15 protein-coding genes and 1 pseudogene are annotated in these 23,107 nt (G+C 59.6%); 8 read left to right on the top strand and 8 right to left on the bottom strand.

All coding sequences use genetic code 11. The features are described 5' to 3' along the window. The first annotated feature begins 79 nt into the window (after positions 1-79). The 5 genes from ACOBR2_RS15900 to ACOBR2_RS15880 all read left to right on the top strand — a co-directional run bounded on the left by ACOBR2_RS15900 (position 80) and on the right by ACOBR2_RS15880 (position 5,907). Positions 80-880, top strand: a complete 801-nt coding sequence (locus tag ACOBR2_RS15900; protein ID WP_420237090.1) for a helix-turn-helix domain-containing protein — start codon at positions 80-82, stop codon at positions 878-880. Positions 881-1,365: 485 nt separating this feature from the next. After that, a complete protein-coding gene (locus ACOBR2_RS15895) occupies positions 1,366-3,261 on the top strand; it encodes a sodium:solute symporter family transporter (RefSeq protein WP_420237089.1) in 1,896 nt (631 codons plus the stop codon). Positions 3,262-3,402: 141 nt separating this feature from the next. After that, complete coding sequence (locus ACOBR2_RS15890) at positions 3,403-3,615, top strand: hypothetical protein (protein WP_420237088.1); 213 nt, start codon at positions 3,403-3,405, stop codon at positions 3,613-3,615. 69 nt (positions 3,616-3,684) lie between these two features. After that, positions 3,685-5,103 (top strand): L-fucose/L-arabinose isomerase family protein, encoded by a 1,419-nt coding sequence (locus tag ACOBR2_RS15885; RefSeq protein WP_420237087.1) that lies wholly within the window; start codon positions 3,685-3,687, stop codon positions 5,101-5,103. Positions 5,104-5,271: 168 nt separating this feature from the next. After that, complete coding sequence (locus ACOBR2_RS15880; RefSeq protein ID WP_420237086.1) at positions 5,272-5,907, top strand: hypothetical protein; 636 nt, start codon at positions 5,272-5,274, stop codon at positions 5,905-5,907. A 106-nt stretch (positions 5,908-6,013) separates the two neighbouring features. Here ACOBR2_RS15880 and ACOBR2_RS15875 read toward each other — a convergent pair whose 3' ends face one another. The 5 genes from ACOBR2_RS15875 to ACOBR2_RS15855 all read right to left on the bottom strand — a co-directional run bounded on the left by ACOBR2_RS15875 (position 6,014) and on the right by ACOBR2_RS15855 (position 13,112). Then, positions 6,014-7,210: an acetate/propionate family kinase gene (locus ACOBR2_RS15875; protein ID WP_420237085.1), complete on the bottom strand. Its 1,197-nt coding sequence runs from the start codon at positions 7,208-7,210 to the stop codon at positions 6,014-6,016. A 435-nt stretch (positions 7,211-7,645) separates the two neighbouring features. After that, positions 7,646-8,698, bottom strand: coding sequence for an acyltransferase family protein (locus tag ACOBR2_RS15870; protein WP_420237084.1), 1,053 nt, complete (start codon positions 8,696-8,698; stop codon positions 7,646-7,648). A gap of 206 nt (positions 8,699-8,904) precedes the next feature. After that, entirely contained in the window at positions 8,905-9,759 is an 855-nt protein-coding gene (gene proC / locus ACOBR2_RS15865; protein ID WP_420237083.1) for a pyrroline-5-carboxylate reductase, read from the bottom strand. 111 nt (positions 9,760-9,870) lie between these two features. Beyond that, the gene (locus tag ACOBR2_RS15860) at positions 9,871-11,010 is read right to left on the bottom strand and encodes a hypothetical protein (protein WP_420237082.1); all 1,140 of its coding nucleotides are present in this window, start codon (positions 11,008-11,010) and stop codon (positions 9,871-9,873) included. 284 nt (positions 11,011-11,294) lie between these two features. After that, complete coding sequence (locus ACOBR2_RS15855; protein ID WP_420237081.1) at positions 11,295-13,112, bottom strand: DUF885 domain-containing protein; 1,818 nt, start codon at positions 13,110-13,112, stop codon at positions 11,295-11,297. Between the two features lie 466 nt (positions 13,113-13,578). Here ACOBR2_RS15855 and ACOBR2_RS15850 point away from each other — a divergent pair, with 466 nt between their 5' ends. Both ACOBR2_RS15850 and ACOBR2_RS15845 read left to right on the top strand, forming a co-directional pair. Further along, the gene (locus tag ACOBR2_RS15850; RefSeq protein WP_420237080.1) at positions 13,579-14,457 is read left to right on the top strand and encodes an undecaprenyl-diphosphate phosphatase; all 879 of its coding nucleotides are present in this window, start codon (positions 13,579-13,581) and stop codon (positions 14,455-14,457) included. A gap of 285 nt (positions 14,458-14,742) precedes the next feature. Then, positions 14,743-17,469, top strand: coding sequence for a DNA translocase FtsK (locus tag ACOBR2_RS15845; RefSeq protein WP_420237079.1), 2,727 nt, complete (start codon positions 14,743-14,745; stop codon positions 17,467-17,469). A gap of 80 nt (positions 17,470-17,549) precedes the next feature. Here ACOBR2_RS15845 and ACOBR2_RS15840 read toward each other — a convergent pair whose 3' ends face one another. The 3 genes and pseudogenes from ACOBR2_RS15840 to pruA form a co-directional block, all read right to left on the bottom strand. Then, on the bottom strand, positions 17,550-18,377 hold the full coding sequence (locus tag ACOBR2_RS15840) for an SDR family NAD(P)-dependent oxidoreductase (RefSeq protein ID WP_420240022.1): 828 nt from the start codon (positions 18,375-18,377) through the stop codon (positions 17,550-17,552). 63 nt (positions 18,378-18,440) lie between these two features. Continuing rightward, positions 18,441-18,833, bottom strand: a pseudogene (locus ACOBR2_RS15835) (gluconokinase); the annotation flags it as partial. A 312-nt stretch (positions 18,834-19,145) separates the two neighbouring features. After that, positions 19,146-20,723, bottom strand: a complete 1,578-nt coding sequence (pruA, locus tag ACOBR2_RS15830; RefSeq protein WP_420237078.1) for an L-glutamate gamma-semialdehyde dehydrogenase — start codon at positions 20,721-20,723, stop codon at positions 19,146-19,148. A gap of 484 nt (positions 20,724-21,207) precedes the next feature. Here pruA and ACOBR2_RS15825 point away from each other — a divergent pair, with 484 nt between their 5' ends. Continuing rightward, positions 21,208-22,863, top strand: a complete 1,656-nt coding sequence (locus ACOBR2_RS15825) for an FAD-dependent oxidoreductase (RefSeq protein ID WP_420237077.1) — start codon at positions 21,208-21,210, stop codon at positions 22,861-22,863. The last annotated feature ends 244 nt before the right edge of the window (positions 22,864-23,107 follow it).

The following is a 23,107-nucleotide window of genomic DNA, read 5'->3' as shown; positions in this document are numbered from 1 at the left end:
GGTTGAGACAGAGGCCTCCCCGTCGGTGCATGTTGTCGGGGTCAGCGCATCTTGGCGTAAGTTATTGATGCAAGCGGAGATGGTAGCCCCATATCTCCAGGTTGCAGCCCTTGAAGGTGAACATGGGAGCGGCAAACACACTCTTGCACGCTACCTTTTCAAGCGCTCTCCGCTGGCCGAGGTCAGCTTCCAGCGCCGAGACGCCCGTGAATGGCTTGCCACCGATGCTGATCCTGCCACCCTCTCCGGCTTCACCTACCTGGACCGCGTGGATCTTCTGGCTCCTCCCGGTCAGGGTCTACTGCTAGGCGTTTTGAAGGCGTTACAGGATCGTCCGCCGGGCCGCGCCGTGCTGATTGCAAGCTCACAGACACCGTTGCGCCAGATGGCCGGCCAGGGCCTGCTTTTGCCCGACCTCGCCTTCCGTCTGACCGCCATCCGCTTTGCCGTCCCGCCGCTTCGACAGCGCCGCGAAGATATTGCGCCGCTTGCCCAGGCTCTGCTGGACCGCATCTGCGCCCGCTATCAACAGCGACCCGTCGTGCTGGGCCCCGGCGCACTGGCGCGCCTGCTGCAGCACAACTGGCCGGGCAACGTACGGGAACTTTCGAGCGTGCTGGAAACCGCCCTGCTCGAAGCCTCCAATGGCATCATCCAGGCTGCCGACCTGGCTCTGCCGGCCGAGGCCCCACAACCCATGATGGAATCTCCACAGGCGGCTCAGCCGGGCAATCTCTCGCTCGACGCCGTGATCCGTCATCATGTGCAGTATGTGCTGGACCTGAACCGCGGCAACAAACTGCGTGCCGCCCGTCAGCTTCAGATCAGTCGCTCCACCCTTTACCGCATTCTGGGCAATGAAGGTTTCCTCTCCCAGTAGCACCCCCAACAGCCAACCCACAAAAGGCCTTCGCAAGAAGGCCTTTTGCTTTTCTACCGCAAGATCCTCTTCTTCTGCGGGGGTACCCAAACATCCCAGGCTTTGATTTTCCGGATTCATGATGCTTCCGGGGAATCGTTCTCTGGAGCCTTGTGAAACGACACTACAGATGTCAGCATCGCACACAACGCTTTCACCTTATCCCCATGGCCCGCTTCTCTCCTTGCGCGCTTGTCCTCTGTTTTTTTCATCTACTTGTTCACAGCAGGGTCCGTTGTGCTACACTTCCGTCGGTAAACGCTTACCCGTTTTACCCGCACTTCCTTCCGCCTCTGGCCAGCGGCATGGGCCCCGGCAGAAAAACCCTGGCCTGCAAGAAGCATTGCTGCTGCTTCCTGCTTGACAAACGTAGCAGTAAAACAATTTACTTATGGGCAAATCATTCGCCGGACTTCCGGCGCATCCACGCTCCGCAAGGTGACATAATGTTCGGATTGGTTCCCGCTACTTTTGCCGCCGGTAAACTGCCGGTACTGCTTGCCCTCAGCGCCGAGCCTTTGGCGCATCTGCGTCCGCTCGACATCGCCGTCATCGCGATCTACTTTGTCATGGTCATCTGGATCGGCTTCTATCTGAAGGGCCAGTCCAACACCAGCGAAGAGTTCTTCATGGCCGGTCGTGAAATGACGGCCTGGATCGCCGGCCTCAGCTTTGTTTCGGCCAACCTCGGCTCGCTGGAGCTGATGGGTTGGGCCGGATCCGCCTATCAATACGGCATTCTGGCTACCCACTGGTACTGGATTGGCGCCATTCCCGCCATGGTCTTCCTAGGCCTGGTCATGATGCCGTTCTATTACGTCTCCAAAACCCACTCGGTGCCTGGCTATCTTGATCTGCGTTATGGCCGTGGCGCATCCACCGTGGCCGCCGTCTCGTTCGCCGTTGAAATGGTTCTGATGAGCGGCGTGAACATGTTCGCCATGGCCGTGGTCATGAAGGTCGTTCTCGGCTGGGACATCACCTTCTCCATCTTCGTCAGCTCCATCGCTGTAGCCCTGTATGTAGGCCTGGGCGGTCTGCGCTCTGCCATCTTCAATGAAGTTCTGCAGTTCGTCCTCATCTGGGGCGGCGCACTGTTGGTTCCTATCCTCGGCTTGGTTCAGGCCGGTGGCGTGGACGGGCTGAAGCGGCAGATCATTCACAACATGCAGACCATGACCGGAGGCGTGGCTGGCGACAGCTACTTCCACCTGTGGCGTGATCTGGGCAGCTTTAGCGCCAACCCCATGGGCGTGCACTGGAGCGGCATCGTCTTCGGACTCGGTTTTGTGATCAGCTTTGGCTACTGGACCACCGATTTTCTGGTGGTCCAGCGCGTACTGGCGGCGCACAATCTGCGCGCCGCACGCATGGCTCCCATCATCGCCTCGTTCTTCAAGATGGCTACGCCGTTCATCGTGATTCTGCCCGGCCTGCTCGGCCTGGTTCTGTTGCAGAATGGCGATGGCTCGCGCCGCGAACTGGTAGGCGAAGACGTGGTGGCAGCTTGCGCCATGAACAGCACAGGCCACGTGGCCAATGTATCCGTCTGCCAGGCGGCCATGGCCAAGAGCTCGCTCTCGGTGGGCGCACAGCAGAAGGTGCTGGCTGGCGGACCCGACTCCGAGTTGCACAGTTACAATCAGGCCCTCCCCCTGATGATGGTCCGCTACCTTGGACCGGGCCTGCTGGGCCTGGGCATCACCGCGCTGATCGCCGGCTTTATGAGCGGCATGGCCGGCAATGTGAGCGCCTTCTCCACCGTGTGGACCTACGACATCTACAAAGCTCTGATCAACAAGAAGGCCACGGATGCGCACTACGTGCTGGTGGGTCGCCTATCTATTCTGATTGGCGTGGCCATCTCGATTGGCGCAGCCTATCTGGTGATGCGCGCCCACGGCATCATGGACTACGTGCAGGCGCTCTTCTCCATCTTCATTGCTCCGCTGCTAGCCGCCATCCTCTTCGGTATGTTCTGGAAGCGCGCCACCAAGGTAGCCGGATTCATCGGTCTGCTGACGGGCATTGTCTTCTCAGCCAGCCTGTTTATGTGGGTCAAGCTAACACCAGCGGCGCTGGCCAGCGTGGCACTTTCGCCCGACGCCAAGCCGATGGCCGAAAACGTCTTCCGTGCGCTCTGGGCCTTCCTGTTCTCCGCCATCGTGATCTTTGTGGTCAGCCTGTTCACCAAGCCACGACCAGAGGCTGAACTGAACGGGCTGGTCTACGGCGCGACCAAGCTGCCCAAGGAAGATCCGGTGCCGTGGTTCAAGAGCGAGTACACCTGGGCTCTGATCGTGGTGGTGATCTTTGCCGCCCTCAACATCATCTTCTGGTAGCACATGCTATAGCGGTTCTCCAATTGCTGTATACCGAAGCCCCTGCAACTGAGTGGTTTTTTCCTCAAGAAAAAGCCACCCTGCACGCTCTCACAAGGGCTAGACCTATTGGAGAACCGCTCTAAGAAAGGATCACTGAATATGCATGGTTCCAAGATTCCCATCTGGTTTTTTATTGGCGTGCTACTGCTGGCCTACGGCATTCTGATCTTCAGCTACGGCCTGTATGAAGTGACTACCGGAAATCTGGCGGACGTTGCCCTGAAGGAGCTGCATGCGCCGCTCTGGTGGGGCGCCCTGCTGCTGCTGCTCGGCATCTTTTACACCGTCAAGTTTCGGCCCGGAAAAAACTAACCACCGGACCCCAGACCTAAACCTTCAATCACATTGCGGTCGCAACCGCAATGCACGGGAGCAATAAAAATGCGTGAAATGACTTTTGGTGTGATCGTCGGAAATCGTGGCTTCTTCCCCGATGAACTGGCGCGTACTGGTCGCGAAGAAATCATCAAGGTGCTTGCTGCCGCAGGCGCAAAGGCCATCGTCCTTGGCCCCAACGACTCGAAGTATGGCGCGGTAGAGACCTACGACGAGGCCAAGCGTTGCGCCGAGCTGTTCAAGAAGCACGCCGACGAAATTGACGGCATCATCGTCACCCTGCCCAACTTCGGCGACGAGCGCGGCATTGCCGACGCCATCCGCCTGAGCGGTCTGAAGGTTCCGGTGCTGGTGCAGGCCACCCCCGATCGCGGCGACGCCATGACCATCGAAGTACGCCGCGACAGCTTCTGCGGCAAGATGAGCGCCTGTAACAACCTGATGCAGTATCAGATTCCCTACTCGCTGACCAAGCTGCACACTGAAGCGCTCGATTCGACCGAGTTCAAGGCCGATCTGGAATGGTTCTCGCAGGTCTGCCGCATCCTCAAGGGCCTGAAAAACCTGCGCATCGGCACCATCGGCGCACGCCCGGCGGCCTTCAACACGGTCCGCTACTCGGAGCGCATTTATGAAGCCAGCGGCATCTCCGTCGAACCCATCGATCTGAGCGAGATCTTCGGGCGCATCTCCCGCATGAAGGACAACGACGATCTGGCCCAGGCCAAGCTGGCCAAGATCAAGGCCTACGTGTCGCACCAGGGGATCAGCGAAGAAGCTCTTCTGAAGATGGCCAAGCTGGGCGCGGTCATCGACACCTGGATGAAGCAGACCAATGTTGGCGTAACCGCCGTGCAGTGCTGGAACTCGATCGAAGAGAACTTCGGCGTGGTTCCCTGCACCATCATGAGCATGATGTCAAACGATCTGATTCCTTCGGCCTGCGAGGTCGACGTTCCCGGCGTGCTCGGCATGTACATGATGCAGTTGGCCTCCGACACGCCTTCGGCGCTGCTCGACTGGAACAACAACTACGGCAGCGATCCCAACAAGTGCGTCTGCTTCCATTGCTCCAACCTGCCCAAGCACTTCTTCAACGAGGTCAAGATGGGCTACCAGGCGATCATCGCCGGCACCGTGGGCAAGCAGAACACCTTCGGCACCTGCGAGGGCCGCGTGAAGGCTGGCACCATGAGCTACGCGCGTTTTTCCACCGACGACCGCTACGGCATCGTGCGCGGCTACACCGGCAAGGGCGCATTCACCAACGATCCGCTGGAAACATTTGGCGGCGCTGGCGTCACCGAGATCCCGAAGCTGCAGAAACTGCTCAAGTACATCTGCCGCGAGGGCTTTGAGCACCACGTAGCCACCAACTTCAGCGATGTTTCGAAGGCCGTGCATGAGGCCGCCAGCCGCTACCTGGGCTGGGAAAGCTACTGGCACGAAGGCGAAGAAGAGTAAGCTTTCCTTTAAGAAAAAAATGGGCGCGCTCTGTAGAGCGCGCCCATTTTTTATTAGCCGTGAAAGGTGAATGAATCATGCGCCGAAACGAGCTAGTCTGTTCAAGTAACTCGGTACACTATACTTCAATAAAATCAAAAGGCTTTACAATATTTCCGAGGAAAATACGTGCGAAAAAACTGGCCGGTTCTGTTCTTCCTTCTTTCTGGACTTGTTTTCTGCCTAAAATTGCAAGCACAGAGTCAAAGTGAAATCGTCACAAGAGAAAAGGTGACTGCAAAATATCCCGCCAATCAGGTGGGAGTCCTCATCTCTGGAGCACAGTGGATGGGGACAGAATGGACATTACTTGCCAATCAGAATCCCGCCAAGATGAAAACTGGTCGCGGATTTGCAGCATCGATGTCCTATGGACTAATACCTGCAAGAGTGGTGGCAGAGTTCGAGGGTGAGCATGCACCAACGCGCTCGGGAACAGCTCAACCAGTGATTTGTATCTGCCATCTCATATCTCTGCCCGGCGATCCAGTGATTGTTCGCCTGCATCCAAAAAAGGGAGTCAGGGAGCTTGATGGCGGAAAGATGATTGTGTATCCGATTGTGGGTGGATCAAAGCAAGCCGATGCCAATACAAGCGATATTGTTCCAGTCGACATATCCCAACCGGACCCGCATGTATGGATGATTCATCCTCAATCACCTCTCGAGCCGGGCGAATATGCGCTCATGCTGGGAACGCAAAATATGAGCATCTTTCCGTTTTCGGTGCGCATGCCTTCCCTCACAGGAAATAGCCAAAAGTAAATCAATTTAGGTAGAGCACAAAATACCATCCAGAAAACAGCGGCGGAGCCATCAGGCTCCACCGCTGTTTTACTTTATGCTGTGTGTACCTGCCGGATGCGTCTTCTTACTTGCCCAGAAAACGAACCACGTGGTTGACGATGATCAGATCCTCGGCCGGAGGAATGACACGCACCTTGACCTTCGAGCTGGCGCTCGAAATGGTGGCTTCGCCGCGCACGTTGTTCTTCTCCAGGTCCACATCGATGCCCACTGCCTTCAGGCCAGCGCAGATCTCGGCGCGGGCAGCAATGTCGTTCTCGCCGATGCCGCCGGTGAAGACCAGCATGTCCAGACCGCCCAGTTCGACGAAGAAGCTGCCGATCCACTTCTGGATCGTCCACACAAACTTGTCGACCGAGAGGCGGGCCTTGAGGTTACCGGCGTTGATGGCATCGCGCAGGTCGCGCATGTCGTTGGAAAGCTCGCTGACGCCCAACAGGCCGGCCTTCTTGCTGGCCACAACCTCCAGCTTGTCGGCGGCTTCGGCGGCGCTGGTCGTGGTCTTGCCAATCTCACGCAGGATGAAGAGCAAAACGCCGGGATCGATGTCACCGGTGCGGGTGCCGCTGATGATGCCACCGGTCGGCGACAGGCCCATGGAGGTATCCAGGCACTCGCCATTCTTGATGGCCGAAATCGAAGCGCCGTTGCCCAAGTGAGCCACGATCAGCTTCTCGGGAACTTCATTGCCCAGCTGCAGGACGATCGACTCATAGCTGATGCCGTGCGCGCCAAAGCGGCGAACGCCCATCTCGGCATACTCGGAGGGAATCGGCATGTGCTTGGCCACTTCCGGCATGGTGCGATGGAAGTAGGAGTCGAGGCAGACGAAGTTCGGAACGCCCGGGAACAGACGCAGCGACTCACGCATGATGTAGACGGCGATGGGTGTGTGCAGCGGAGCAAAGGCGGTGTAGCGCTCCATCTCATCAATCAGCGCGGGCGTAATGGGCTGATTCTCGGTAACCGTGGGGCCGCCGCAAACCATGCGGTGACCGATGGCAACCGGAGCCGGGAATTTGCCGGAGTGCAGCGTCTTCGAAACCAGCTCGAAGGCCACGGCGCGCGTGGGCAGTTCGCGGGTTTCGTCCACCAGCTTGGTGCCGGTCGCATCCTTGATCCAGAACTTGCCGTTTTCGGTGCCAATGCCATCGACAGCGCCTTCAAGCAACCGGGCGCGCTGGCCGTCGCCAGCTTCATAGATGGAAAACTTGATGGAGGACGAACCGCTGTTCAAAACCAATACGGGCAAAGACGACATGAAAAAGAACCTTTCCGGTTGGGGCTGACAAGAAACAGCCGGTTGGGGTATGGTGCCGTACGCCAAATCTGGCAGTCGGTCCGCAGCTCACTGCATGGCCACACCGACCTGCCGGCCAAGACTTCAGTATATCGTCTGAAGGGCTCAAAACCTCTGTGCCAGTGAGCAACAGAAGGCTACGAACGACAGACTACAGCCGACGCATGCACTCTTTCCCGACCTCAAACAGCAGGCCGAAGCTAGTCGAAAGAGAGGAGAAAAAGCCTGCCGGCTGCTCCACTCCACGGCTCGGGGGAAAAATAGCATGCTACAGAGAGGGTAGCAGCCAGCCTAGGGGGGTAGGGTGATTCGCATCACATGGGAATGAGACGGCATACCACATTACGGAGCGACTAAAGCCTTCCCCACCCCTGTCCGCAGGGCGCTGAAACACCTCTAAAAGTGGCGCTTGAGCTTCAGAATCTGCGACTCTACCCCATACCAGAGCCCGGCGGCCAAGGCTGTCGACATTGCCAGCCGCATGGCCACAATGGCCAGATTGCCCCACATACCGTAGGGGTTCATCTTCAGATCAAAGGAACCAAAGTAGATGAAAACGGCAATGTGACAGAGGTAAAGCCCGTAGCTGACCTTGCCGTAGAACGGCAGCGGACCGCGCCGCAATAGCCAGCAGAATGGGTTCCGCGCCCCGTTCAGTGTGGCAATGGCCAGAATGCCGCCGCCCAGCCCGAAGGCCAGCGCGGAATCCAGGTAGGCGGTTCCGCCAGCGACGGTGGCAGCAGCAGAAATTCCCAGCAAAAAGAGGGCAACACCCAGCCAGCGCCAAAGCTTTTGCGACCAGCCCAGCGTATAGATGCCAATAGCCAGCAAGCTGCCGAACGCCAGCCCATCCAGGTGGATAAGCGTATGGGTGGGTGTGAGCGCACTGCCATAAGAGTGGCGCACCAGGGGCGAGGCCACCACGGCCGCCGATAGAAGCACAGCCAGCATCCACGGCCGGCGCAGCCAGCGCACAGCCGGAGCCCACACAAAGTAGTACTGCTCCTCAATGGCCAGCGCCCAGGTGGGCCCGATGGCCGGGGGCAGCGTGAGATGGAAGAGGTTCTGCACGAAGAAGAGGTAGGCCAGCCACGGCGCGGCCTTTACCGCCTGCCAGATGGGCGGCCCGATGAACCACTCTGAGTTCAGATAGCAGACGATGAGCAGCAGAATGTAGAGCGGCCAGATGCGCAGGGCGCGGCGGCCATGAAAGTTGTGGAAGTAGTGCTTGCGATCACGCGCGGTCAGCAGATTCGAGGTGATCAGAAAACCGCTGAGGAAGAAAAAGACCGTAACCCCGGCCCATCCCCACAAGGAGGCGCGATAAAAACACGTGCCCTCCAGCCGCGGATGGCAGTGATAGAGCACTACGGACAGAATCGCCAGACCGCGTACGCCGTCCAGCTCGGGCAGGTAGGTAGGAAGCCATTTGGGACGTTCAATCGACAAAAGAAAACTCGCTCGGGCGCGTCGCGCTCCTTAGTTCAAGGTAGCGGGAGGCAGGAGGATTGGCAAGTTGCGGTCCGGCAAAATCCACCGAAGAAGGGCATTTGCGGAACGGAGGACTTCCGAGTGCCACGCCCGCTGCAACGCCACGACAAAAAATCACCGGAGCCTAAGCCCCGGTGATTTTTGTCTTGGCAGGCAGAAAACCTCTAACCAGCGGCCAGCTGGTGGGCGCGTTCGGTGGCACGCATCACGGCCTTGATCAGGGTGACGCGCAGACCGCCTTCTTCCAGTTCCAGAATGCCGTCTACGGTGCAACCGGCCGGGGTGGTAACGGCGTCCTTCAGCAAGGCCGGATGGTAGCCAGTTTCCAGCACCATCTTGGCCGAGCCAAAGACGGTCTGCGCGGCCAGAGCGGTGGCCGTATCGCGGGGTAGGCCCACCTTCACACCGGCCTCGGCCAGCGCCTCGATGATGATGTAAATATAAGCCGGACCCGAGCCAGAAAGGCCCGTGACGGCATCCATGTGCTTTTCGTCCACCACCACGCTGCGACCCACGGTATCAAAGATGCGCTTGGCCAGCTCCATCTTTTCTTCGCTCACAAAGCGGCCACGGCAGAGCGCGGAAGCGCCAGCACCCAGTGCGGCAGGCGTGTTGGGCATGGCGCGCACCACAGCCAGCTCCATACCAGCAACCTCTTCAATGTCACGAGTTTTAACGGAAGCGGCAAACGAGACGATAGTCTTTCCGGGCGTGAGCGCAGGCTTGATTGTTTCAATCAGCTCCGGCACCTGAAACGGCTTGACGCCGATCAGGATCAGGTCGGCCTGACGGGCCGCCTCCAGATTGTCGGTGCTTACGTCCACACCCCACTGAGTGCTGAGCGCAATGGCCCGCTCCGGATGGGCAACTGTGGCATGAATCTGTTCGGGAGCAAACAGGTTCTGCTTCAGAAAAGCCTGCAGCAGAATGCCGCCCATTTTGCCCGCGCCCAGCACGGCCACGCGCACCTCCGGCAACTGCGCCGGAATCTGATTCTCTTCAACCGAAATCTCTGCCATGGTTAGCCTCGTTGTCCTTAAAAAATCTTCTATAGATGCAAACCGGGTTCGCGGAGCAGAAACGCTGCGCGAACCCAGTAGTGAAACAAGCCGTTGCAGGTGAACCGGAATTTACCGGTTGATCGCCACCGACTTGTTCAGATAGTTGGTCACGCCGTCATTCATCTTGTCCTGACGCTGAGCAAGGGGCCAGGCAAGATTCCACACCACCGGACCGCCAGAGAGCGTGAGCAGCTTTTCTCCGCTCATTACGGCTGCAGTCACGGTCATCGACCAGGCGTTGTACTCAAAGATGAACGGCGGGATGGCCTGATCGGCACCGGCCGTACGCAGGTCGGCAATGTGCTGGCCCATGTGGAAGTACATCCGCACGACACCCGCGCCCTGCACCTTGTCGTTATTGTAGGTGACGGTCCACAGCGTGCCATCGGAGGAGTCCAGCTTGCCCGGGGTCTCGTCCTTGACTTCATTGGTCGTACCGCTGACGAAGACAACGCCGCTGGTCTTGTCGCCCTTCTTGCCGAGGGCGGCAATGGCCTTCTTGGCCGCATCGCCGCTGGGAGCCGGAATGCCAGCAGCTAGCTTGGTGGCGGCATCGAAAGGATCGAAGGTGTCACTGGGAGCTGCCGTCAGGCTCTTGGCGGCGTTATCAGACTCGGAGTAATCCAGTTCCTTGGGCTGCACGTCGGCCACCGACTGCAGAACCAGACGGGCCGGGTACATGTTGGCGTTACCGAAGCCGCCAAAACTGGTCACCTTGCCTGCGGCGTCGTGCTTGACAGTGGCGTCATCCACGGCGTCCAGACGGCCAATCAGAGTGGCCGCAACCTGAGAACGGACGCAGGCAAGGCACATACCTGCACCTTTGCTGTGCGTCTGCGCCAAAGAGGAATCAAACTGCTTGAAGTCCTTGCTCTTGTCGAGCGTAACGGCAGCGCGGGTGGGGGCCTGATAGGGACCGGCGTAGTTGTGGGCAGGCTGAATGTGCAGCACTGCAGCCGGACCGGCCTTAGCCTTGGTGCCCTGCGGGTACTCCAGCCAGATGGAGTCGATGGGGAAACCGCACTCGCTCGCATCCTTGATGATGAAGCTGTCAAACCCAGCAAAAACCACGCCCTTGATGCGGATGGTCTTGCCGTTGAAGTTCATCGGGTGCTTCACAACATCGCAAACGGTGGTATCGACGGTCTGGGCATGCAGCGCACAGACCGAGGCACAGGCAAGCAGCGCCAATGCAAGCAAGCGTTTCATTGAACTCTCTCCATCTGCGGCACGCGCGGTGCAGCAGTCAAAAATAAGAACCAGCCGCCGGGAATCCGACAGCGAGAACTGGTCAGAATATCACGCCCCATGCGGCTTTCCGGCGGCCAGGCGTCACGGTTCAGCTGCTCAAACAGCCTTCAGCTAACCTGCTTTGCGCCTACGGCGCGGGGTTTTCGCTGCGGCGGCGTACAAAAGTCCATGCAGCTTCAGTTCGCAGTATGAGCTGAAAGCTGATAGCTGAGGGCTTACGGCCTACAGCTATCAGCTGCCTCCTACTGCGCGACCGTCTTGGCGGCTGCCTTTTGCTGGGCGGCGATCCAGGCGTCGGTGTGGGCCTCCACCAGATCGAGCGGCAAAGCACCCGAGCCGAGCAGCTGATCGTGGAATGCCTTCAAATCGAACTGCGCCCCAAGCGCATTCTTGGCCTTGGCCCGCAGTTCCAGGAACTTGCGCTGCCCAACCTTATAGGCCAACGCCTGCCCGGGCCAGGCAATGTAGCGGTCCACCTCGGTCTGAATGTTGGTTTCATCAATGCCGGAGTGCTGGCGGAAGTAGTCCACCATCTGATCGCGGCTCCAGCCCTCGGAATGCACGCCGGTATCGACCACCAGACGGATCGCCCGCCAGATGTCGGCCTCCAGACGGCCATAATCCGAGTAGGGATCCTGATAGAAGCCCACATCCTTGCCCAGCTGCTCGGAATAGAGCGCCCAGCCCTCGACAAAGGCCGTGTAGGAATCCTGCTTGCGGAATTCCGGTACGCCGGTCATTTCCTGGGCCAGCGAAATCTGCAGATGGTGGCCCGGAATGCCCTCGTGATAGCTGATGGCCTCCACGTCGGCCAGCGAGCGATCCTTGGCGTTCCACAGGTTCACCGTCACACGGCCGGGACGGCTGAAGTCAGGCGAGCCCTGCTCGTAGTAGGCCTGGGCTGCGTTCTGAGCACGGTAGTCGGGAATCGCCACCACTTCCAGCCGGGCCTTGGGCAGACGGCCAAAGAGCATGGGCAGCTTCTGCTCCATGGCTCCGATGTAGCCCTCATAGGCTGCCTTGAGCGCCTCGGGCGAGGCCGGATGCAGCTTGGGGTCGTTCTTGATGGCCTGCTGGAAGCTCTTCAGATCCTTGTAGCCAAGCTTCTGGGCGATGGCCAGCATCTGCTCTTCGTCGCGCTTCACCTCGTCCAGACCGATCTGATGAATCTGGTCGGGCGTCAGGTCGGTAGTGGTTTCGCGGCGCACTAGATACGCGTAGTACTGCTTGCCGTCGGGCAAAGCGGAGATGCCCGGCTGCTTGCGGCAGGCGGGAATGTAGCTGACCTCCAGGAAGCGGCTGAAGCGAATGTAGGCCGGCAGCACTTCCTTGTCGATCACCGTGAGCATCTCATCGGTGATGCGCTCCTGATCGGCCTTGGAGATGGAGGCTGGAAAGTGCTTGAGCGGCTCAGCCAGCGGCGAATCCGACTCGTCCTGATCGCCCAGTTCGTCCACCTGCTTGAGCGCCTTTTCCACCAGATAGGCAGGCGGGGTGCGGTGCTCGTTCATGCCCAGGGTCAGATTTTCGGTCACCTGATCGAAGGCGTGGGGAACCTTGTGTAGACGGGCGATCCACTGATCGTAGTCCTCAACCGTATTGAAGCTGAGCTGCCGGACCAGCTCGGGGTACTCGTTGTAGATGCCGTCCAGCTGATTGACGGAAAGCTCCCACTCCCTGAATCCGGCCCCCTCCAGCGCCTGCGTACACTTGCGCATCAGCAGCTCGCGGCTGGTGGCATGCACCTCATCCATCCCGGCGGGATCGATGGCTGCCAGCTGCATCAACAGATCTTCCAAGCGGGCCAACCGCTCGTTCTCGGCCTTCACCGAGTAGTCGCTGACCTGGTCGTTGTAGCGCTTGTCGCCCAGCTCGGAGGCCCACTCGGGATTGTGCTTGAGCTCCTGCTCCCAGTAGTCGTGGAAGATTCCGTCGAGCATCTTCGCCTTCTCAGCGGGCGAGGCCTTGGCCGGATCAGCCAGCGGCAGCTTGAACTTCTGCGCGGCGGCAGGCGCAAGCGCGATCGACAGGGCAAGGGCGGCGGCACAAACAGATTTCATCAAGGCAGTTTCCTCAGATTCCGGGGGTCCATGGGTTGGACGCAGCTCCCAAGGATGAGTTTAGCGAAAAACAGCTCTCAGCCCTCAGCTTTCAGCTGTCAGCTTTTTGTGGCTGGGTAAGGGAGGAGCCTTTCTAAAAACAGCTCCCTTCTGAAAAAGCCAATGCAGCTAGACCGGCAAGAACAACTGAAAGCTGAGGGCTGAGGGCTAAAAGCTGCCTTCCGCTGAAGGCAGCTTTTTGTGCCCGCCGCCGGTCAGATGGGCAAAAGCGAGACGGCTCATGCAGATGCCTCCGCTCGGGCGGCACAATTAAAGCCCACTTTCCCACTACCAGTTCCCCGTTCCTAACCGGTACACTAGTGTACAAATTGGGTGAAGGTATACCCGTCTACGGCATTGACCGGGAAGAAGAGCGAGCCGACCCCAGCGCTCATTCCGGCCAACGGCGACACCGCCTGGAGGCAATGTGAATCCGTATGTTCAGTCGATCCTGCTGGGGATCGTGGAAGGCCTGACCGAGTTTCTGCCGGTCAGCTCAACGGCACACCTGCGCATCAGTGAAGCGCTGATGAAGATTTCTCTCGACGATCCGTACTGGAAGATGTACACGATCGTGATTCAGGCAGGAGCCATTCTGGCCCTGATGATGCTGTTTCTGGGCCGTATTGTGGGTTTTCTGCGCAGCTTTCCGCGGGGTGAATCGGGCGATCGCAATATCTTCAATCATCCCATTTCGCTCACCTTTGTGGCCTTCGTCTGCACCTCGGTGCCGGCTCTGGCGCTGCACAAGTGGAGCGAGAAGAATCTGGGCAGCCTGAACGCCATGGCCATCGCGCTGCTGGCTGGCGGCATCCTCATGTGGGTTGTGGACGCATGGGCAGCCCGCCGCGAGGCTTCCACCCGCTCGGTCGAAGAAATGGGCTTCTTTCAGGCCGTCTGGATTGGCCTTTGCCAGACCACCTCGGCGGTCTTTCCGGGCACTTCGCGCTCCATGTCGACCATTGCCGCCGCGCAGCTGGTCAGCCTGGAACGGCCTGCCGCCCTCGAATTCAGCTTTCTGCTCTCCATTCCCACCATGCTGGCTGCCACCGTCTGGGATCTGATCAAGGAACTGCACCCCAGCAAAGCCGCTCTGGCCGCTGGCACCGCTACCCACGTAGAGATGAGCGGCGAACGCTGGCTGGTACTGCTGATCGGCATCGTCGTCAGCTTTATTGTGGCCTTTGGCGTGGTGGAGTGGTTCCTGTTCTGGGTGCGCAGGCATGGTTTCGCCATCTTTGCCTTCTACCGCATTCTGCTGGGCATTGCTCTGCTCGTCTGGGGCGCGCAGTTCATAGGCATGTAACGGCAATCGACGCAAATAAATCGGGGCGAGCCAAACGGCTCGCCCCGATTTATTTGCCCTCTTCTGCACAGCTCTCTGCTCTCTGTTCCCTGTTCCGTGGGGTTGGCCCTCCAGATTCCCCTGCCGGGATTTGCGGCAATTTCCTCTGCCCGTCCGGGGATAATGAAAGCTGCTCTGGGATGATTCGCCCGTTCGGCTGGCCCGCCGCGCACCTGGAGGCCGAGCGCCATTCCGGCACCCGGCCGGCAGACGCCATAAGCCGCGGCAGAACGGAAACGCTCACATATGAAGCCCCTTCGTATTGTTCTGGCGCCCACACGCAGCCGCCCGGTCAATGTTTTTCTGGGTCTGGTGCTGCTGCTGGCGGCAACCCTGCTGCTGCTGGCTCTGGCCACCTATCACGCCACCGATCCCTCGCTGAACACGGCCGCCGCCACCAGCGATCCCCACGCGGTGCGCAACTGGATCGGCCTGCTGGGCGCTTACAGCAGTGATCTGTTGCTGCAGACCTTCGGCGTTACAGCCTTTCTGATGCCGCTCTGGCTGGCCAGCCTGGGCTGGACCTGGGCTCGCTCACGCCCCGGCGGCCCGGCACTGCTGCGCTGGATGGGAACCCTGCTAGCGCTCATTTTTCTGCCCGCCGTCCTTGGTCTTGCGCCATGGCGCTGGCTGTGGCTGCACATGGTTCCCATGGAAGGCGTGGTCGGTCGGCTGAGTGCAACCCTGCTGGTCCAGTACCTGAACATTCAGGGCGCATGGATCGTGGCCGGACTCTTTGCCGCGCTCGGCCTCTATTTCGCCTCTGCGGTAGGACTGCAAGCCATTCTGGAAGCCTTTGGCGACCGCTGGCCAGACGGAATGAGTCTGCGGGACCGCTGGCAGAACTGGCGCGAAGAACGCGCCGAGCAAAAACAGTTGCAGGAGGATTTGTGGGCAAACTACCGCCCCGACACAGACTCCGAAGACGCGGAAGACGGCCCCCTGACTGCCACGGAAAAATTTCCCAAGCCGCCCAGCAGGCTGGCCATGCTCTTTGGCCGACGCCGCGCCCCGCAGGCCGATCCGCTGGATGAGATTCCCGCCTACCAGCGCGCCCGCCTCAATGCCGACGACGAAAAAGAAAAGGACCGCCGAAAAAGCATTTGGGAACGCAGCTCTGGCCAACCCATAGCGGCAAAGAACACAGTGCCGTCCGAGGCTGAAGCAGAGGAAAAACCCGGCTCGGCCTACGATCAGATCGATGCAGCCTATCGTCAGAATGAAGCGGAACGCACCGCAACACCCACGCCTGAGCCGCCCGCGCAGTCAGACAATGAAGACCTCGTTCCGGTAGCAGCCCGCCCGATTGCCGCGCCATGGTCGGAGGAGGACGACGTTGCACCGCTGGCAGCGCCTGTTGCAGCGTCCAGACCAATCTCTGGACCAGCCCCCGTGCCACCGACGCCCATGCTGGCCAAGTCCGACGACATTCAGGACGACATTCAGATTCATGAGCGCGCTGACCTGGAAACCCGCAAGATCGCCGTCGCACCCAAAACCATCAGCGGCTTCAAGCTGCCCCCCAGCACCCTGCTCTATGAAGGCGAAGGCCCGCAGTCGATCCGCGAGGAAGCTCTGCGCGAAGAGGCCAAGACGCTCGAAGATAAATGCGCCGAGTTCGACGTGCGCGGCCGTGTGGTGCAGATCAATCCCGGCCCCATGGTGACCACCTACGAGTTCAAGCCCGAGGCTGGCGTCAAGTACTCGCGCGTGACCGGCCTAAGCGACGATCTGTGCCTGGCCATGCGCGCTGAAAGCATCCTGATCGAGCGCATGGCCGGCAAAAGCACGGTGGGCATTCAGGTGCCCAACCACGAGCGCGAAACCATCCATCTGCGCTCGATCATTGAAAGCGAAACCTTCGCCAAGGCCAAAAGCCTGCTGACGCTCTCCATGGGCAAGGACATCAACGGTCGCATCGTCACGGCCGATCTGGCCAGCATGCCTCATGTGCTGATCGCCGGCTCCACCGGCAGCGGTAAATCCGTGGCCATCAACGCCATGATCATGAGCCTGCTCTTCCGCACCACTCCGCAGCAGGTGCGCCTGATTCTGGTGGACCCGAAGCGAGTGGAACTGGGCATGTACGAGGGTGTTCCGCACCTGTTTACGCCCATCATTACCGAACCCAAACTGGCCGCCAACGCTCTGCGCAACGCCGTGCGCGAGATGGAGCGCCGCCTGAAGCTGTTGGCTAGCCGCTCGGTGCGCAACATCGATCAGTACAACAAACTCTACGAAGGCTCGGCGATGTCGCTCTTTGAAGGCGACGAGCAGGACGAGGGTCCGCTGCCCTTCATCGTCATCATCATCGACGAGTTGGCTGACCTGATGATGCTGGACCGCGCCAACGTAGAAGAATCGATTACACGACTGGCGCAGATGGCCCGCGCCGTGGGCATTCATCTGGTGCTGGCTACGCAGCGGCCTTCAGTGGACGTGATTACCGGCCTGATCAAGGCCAACGTACCCACCCGCATCAGCTTCCGGTTGGCCACCAAGGTGGACTCACGCACCATTCTCGACACCAACGGCGCGGAATCGCTGCTGGGCCGCGGCGACATGCTCTTTCTGCCCCCCGGCACCAGCCGATTGGTGCGCCTGCATGCGCCCTACGTCAGCGAAAAGGAGACGGCCTCGGTGGTCGGCTTCTGGAAGGCGCAGGGCGAGGCCGACTACATGGAAGGCTTCCTCGAATCGCCCAAGGACGAGCACGGCAACCCCGAAGGCACAAGCACGAACGAGGACGACAACGATCCGCTCTTCGACGATGCGGTGCGTCTGGTCTTCGAATTCGGCAAAGCCTCAACCTCGCTGCTGCAGCGCCGCCTGCGCGTAGGCTACGGCCGCGCCGCCCATCTGGTCGACATGATGGAACGTGACGGACTGGTTGGCCCCGCCGACGGCAGCCGTCCCCGCGAACTGCTCAAATCTCCCGGCTGGCTGCACGAAGTTCCGGCCAACAACGAATAGAGCACAGGGTAAAAAGAAAATGAGCGAGCTGGATTCGATCCGGCTCGCTCATTTTCTTTTTACCTTGTGACAAGGAACGATTACTGGTTAACGCCGGAAGCAAGAAAACCACCGTCCACAACCAGGGACTGTCCACAAAGGAAGGCCGCGGCCTCAGAGGCCAGAAAGATGGCGGCTCCAACCATTTCGATGGTTTTGCCGAAGCGACCCATGGGCGTGCGCATCAGCAGCTCGTGGCCACGCGCTGAGGAATCGAGCAGGTGAGCGTTGAGCGGGGTGCGAACAATGCCGGGAACGAGGGCGTTGACGCTAACCCCCTTGCGGGCCCACTCGACGGCCAACGAACGAGTAAGCGAGAGAATGCCGGAGGCACTGGCACCGTAGGCCGCAACCTCGTTGAGCGCAACAAAACTGTTGAGCGAGGCGACGTTGATGATGCGGCCATAGCCACGGTCGATCATCTCGCGGCCAAAGATCTGGCAGGCGCGCAGTGTGCCGTCAAGGTTGGTGTCAAAGATCTCTTTCCACTCCGTCATGGGAAAGTCGAGCGTGGGCTTGTGGCTGATGCGGCCAGCGCAGTTGACGAGAATATCGACCTTGCCAAGCGTACGAACAGTTTCCGCGCAGAGATTGGTGATGGAAGCACTGTCGCAAACATCGGCAGGAAGACGGAGGGTGCGGCGGCCCAGCTTTTCAATCTCGTCGGCAACCTCATTGAGCGGCTGCGGACGGCGGCCAGTAGGCACAACATCTGCGCCCGCCTGGGCCAGACCAAGAGCAATCGCCCGGCCAATGCCGCCGGTGCCACCGATGACGACGGCAACGCGGCCCTGCAGGCTGAGCAGATCGGCAGCCGTCTTTTCTTCGGCATCCTCGTGAAAGAGACCCTCTTTGCGAAGCAGGTTCATGATCTCATCGACAGCTTCGTCGGCAGGACCGGCGGCAGAGATGCTCCACGCATCGGCAGGTGCCTCAAAGGTGGCAAGTTGGCTCTGCAGCAGATCAGGATTCATGAATTCGTGATTGCGGGCACGCAGACGGGCGCTCAAAATCTCGATGGGAACAACAATGTCGATGAGGCGGTACTCGTCGGAACCAAAGCCATCGATGAGGCGCTCGCGGTACTTCTGCTTGAGGGCGGAGCAGGCGAAGATGGTGTGACGATTCTCCTGAAAGTAGCGCGACATGCGGTCGTGGAGAATGTTGAGCCAGGGCAGACGATCATCGTCGGTGAGAGGAACGCCAGCCGCCATCTTCTGCTTGTTTTCGATGGGATGATAATCGTCAGCGTCTTCAAAGCGCCAGCCGGTGCGAGAGGCGAGGAGTTTGCCGATGGTGGTTTTGCCGATGCCGCTGACACCCATGAGGATGAGAATCATACAGAGAAACCTTCACTTTCCGGAGCTCAGGGCGGACGCAGAAAGACTCAGGACGTCCCGCGCCAGGCGAGCTCATGCCGGGATGAATGAGATAAAGAATATGGCGCAAAAAGAGCAACAATGCCTATAAAGATTGTTACATATTCAGGAGTGGAGCACGGGGAACCCGGGAGCATGTGCGGAACGACTCAAGCTGCACCCGGACGCAAGCGAATGCATCCCCGAAAAGAACGCAAAAGCAAAAGGCAGAAGATGTAAAAACCTCACAACTTCTGCCCGTGTGCCTTATTCCCTACCCTACAGCTTCTCTCCCACACTCTTGGCCTGGGTGAACAGCAACAGATAGTCGCTGCCGCCAGCCTTCGAGTCGGTGCCGCTCATGTTGAAGCCGCCGAAGGGATGCGCTCCCACCATGGCTCCGGTGCACTTGCGGTTGTAGTAGAGATTGCCCACGTGGAACTCGCGGCCAGCACGCTCGAGCTTAGCGCGGTCGGTCGAGAAGATTGCACCCGTCAGGCCGTACTCGGTGTTGTTCACAATCTTCAGCGCATCGTCAAAGTCCGCCGCCTTGATCACGGCCAGCACCGGTCCGAAGATCTCTTGCTGGGCAATCACCGCGTCTGGCGCAAGATCGGCAATGATCGTCGGCTCCACAAAGTAGCCGCCCTCAATGGAAGGCGCATTGCCGCCCAGCAGCAGACGGCCTTCCTGCTTGCCGATCTCGATGTACTTGAGGATCGAATCCAGCGCGGCGCGATTCACCACCGGGCCTAGATTATGGTTCTTGGCCGGATCGCCCACCGTCAGCTTTGCGGCACGCTCTACCAGCTTGGCCACGAATGCATCGTAAACCGGCGCTTCCACAATCACGCGCGAGCAGGCTGAGCACTTCTGGCCGCTGAAGCCGAAGGCCGCAGCCACCACCGCGTCGGCTGCCTTGTCCAGCTCAGCGTCGGCTGCGATCAGCATCGAATCCTTGCCACCCATCTCCAGCACCGTGCGCTTGATCCAGATCTGGCCGGGACGCGTCTTGGCGGCACTCTCGTGAATCTGCAGGCCCACAGCCTTCGAGCCGGTGAAGGAAATGAAGCGCGTGCGCACGTCTTCCACAATCGCATTGCCGAAGCTTCCACCCGCACCAGGGCAGAAGTTCACCACACCCGCTGGCACGCCCACTTCTTCCAGCACCTCCATGAACTTGGCCGCAATCGTCGGCGCATCGCTCGAAGGCTTCAGGATCACGGTATTGCCGGTGACGATGGCCGCCGCCGTCATGCCCGCCATGATGGCAAACGGAAAGTTCCACGGCGGAATCACCGCACCCGCGCCCAGCGGAATGTAGAAGAGCTGATTGCGCTCACCGGGGTACTGAATGGCCGTGGTGGCCGCAGCGAGCTTGAGCGCCTCACGCGCGTAGAACTCCAGAAAGTCAATGGTCTCGCCCACGTCGGCATCGGCCTCGGCCCAGTTCTTGCCCGTCTCATAGGTCAACCACGCCATGAACTCGTATTTGCGCTGACGGATGATCTCCGCCGCATGCAGCAGGCAGGAAGCGCGCTCAGCCGCGGGCGTAAAACGCCACGTCTCAAAGGCGGCAAGCGCGGCCTGCATGGCCAGTTCAGCATGCTCTCCCTCGGCCTTCTGATGCACACCCACCACCTGGGCAGGACGCGCCGGGTTCACCGAGGTGATCTTGGCCGCGGTCTGCACCCGCTTGCCACCGATCACCAGATCGTAGCTGCGGCCCAACTGAGCTTCCACCTGCGCAAGCGCGGCCTCCATCGCCTGACGCGCATCGTCCACGGCAAAGTTGGTAAAAGGCTCGTTGGCAAAAATTTCTTGGGGTACATACAACGACGGGGAAATCTGCGACATTGTTTCTCTCCTCGCTTTATCCTAAACGCCGACTTCTGGGTTCGGTATAAAAACTCTGCGGCGTAAAAACAAGAACAGGCGGAAGGCTCTCTTTCGCCCTCCGCCTGCTTTTTATGCCTGTCCCTGGCATCTTCAGTCGCCTTGCGACCTTGAAGAACTTTAATGTAGCACGCATTGAAAGCCACACCACAAAAACCCACGCACACTGGTCACGTGACTTCACGCCAAATAAAATTGCTCCTCGCTGAATCCTGCAATCAAGGCCTGCACTGCCTGCACCAAAAAAATCTCTTCCACACTCCATCTGTCTTGTTTTTAGACAGGCACCCGTTAGGCATTTCAAATCTCGCAGCAGAAGAGCAAGCGCCGCCCACAGCCGCTCAAGATTCACCCTCCAACTTGAAATCATTCCAAACAATCGCTCTTTGCATCACTGCCCCCGCTCGGCGAATCCAATAGAATGCGGATGAACAAGGAGGCTGGAGTGACTCGAAAGCGGGTATTGATTGTGGGGGGCGTTGCCGGTAGTGCAAGCTGCGCGGCACGGCTGCGGCGCATGGATGAAGCTGCGGAGATCATCGTCTTTGAGCGCGGGCCTTATGTTTCCTTCGCCAATTGCGGTCTACCCTACTATGTGGGCGATGTGATTCACGATGAGGCCAAGCTGCTGCTGGCCACGCCGGAACTCTTCCGCATGCGTTTTCAGATTGATGTGCGCACCGGCTGCGAGGCCATCGCCATTGATCGCGCCGCGCGCACACTCACCGTACGCACGCTTGCCACGGGTGAAGAATCCGTTGAGCCTTACGACGCACTGGTGCTTTCGCCCGGTGCAGCACCGATCAAGCCAGCCCTGCCCGGCGTCGATCTACCCGGCGTCTTCACAATGCGCAATGTACCGGACAGCCGTGCTTTGCGCGGTTGGATCGATGCCGGCCAGGCCAAGAACGCTATCGTGGTTGGGGGTGGCTTCATCGGCCTGGAGATGGCGGAAAACCTTGCCCATCGCGGCCTGAACGTAACCATTCTTGAAAAAACCGCGCAGCTTCTGCCGCCGCTCGACCCCGAACTTGCGACCTATGCGCAGGAAAAACTGCTGGCCTCGGGCGTTACGCTCAAACTCGGCGAAGGCCTTGCCTCTATCGAAAAACAGCAGGAAAAGCTCATCGTCCACACGGACAGCAAAGGCGCATATGAAGCCGATCTGGTGGTGCTGGCGATGGGCGTGCGGCCAGAAACCGCGCTAGCCCAATCTGCAGGACTCACACTCGGCGAGCGTGGCGGCATACGCGTAGACGAACAGATGCGCTCAAGCGACCAGCACATCTGGGCCGTGGGCGATGCCGTCGAGGTACGCAATCGCATCACCGGCCAGTGGGAGTTGATTCCGCTGGCAGGCCCCGCCAATCGCCAAGGCCGCATCGCCGCAGACGTCATCGCCGGACGCAGCGCGGCTTTCCATGGCGTGCAGGCCACAACCGTCTGCGGATTCTTCGGCCTTACCGCAGCGCTCACCGGCGCATCGGAAAAATCGCTGCAGCGTGCCGGCGTCAGCGACTATCAATCCATCTACCTGCACCCCGGCCATCACGTCGGCTACTATCCCGGCGCGCAGCCCATCCACCTCAAGCTGCTCTTTCGCCCCAGCGACGGCCGCCTGCTGGGTGCGCAGGCCGTAGGCGTGAAAGGCGTGGAGCGTCGCATTGACGTGATCGCCACCATGATTCAGCTGGGCGGAACGGTCTACGATCTGGAAGAGGCCGAGCTCTGCTACGCACCGCAATTCGGCGCAGCCAAGGATCCCGTGAATATGGCGGGCATGATCGCCTCCAACCATATGCGCGGCGATCTGGGTCTGGCCGACTGGCGTGAGTTAAAGAACACGGAAGCCTTTGTGCTCGACGTGCGCGAGCCCAAAGAGTTCGCGGCTGGAACCATCCCCCATGCCGTCAACATTCCGCTGGGAGAGTTGCGCTCCCGTCTGGCGGAACTGCCCGGCAAGCGCGAAATCTGGGTTAGTTGCGGCGTGGGCCAGCGGGCCTACTACGCCTGCCGCATCCTTGCGCAGCACGGCTTTACTGCCCGCAATCTGAGCGGCGGCTACAACACCTTCCGCATGCTGCCAGAGGATTGGAAGTAAGGAAACCATCGGACAGAGTCCCGAGGTGCCTGCCGTGGCCAATACCACGGCAGGCGTTCCGCCAAAAGTACGCAACAAGCTGTTTCTTGACCGGAATGCGGAATAGAAGGCAGGCGAAAAATACTGCGGGAACAGGGGAACGTCCTCCCCTTAATAATTGCCAAAACACTATAATTATTGTTGCAAATCCCGAAATACTCTATGTTTACGCCGCAACAAAACAGTGTGCACGCTGATCTGCATT

The organism is Telmatobacter bradus (genome assembly GCF_048629425.1).
GTDB lineage: Bacteria > Acidobacteriota > Terriglobia > Terriglobales > Acidobacteriaceae > Telmatobacter > Telmatobacter bradus.
This window is presented reverse-complemented; position numbering and strand designations above follow the sequence as displayed.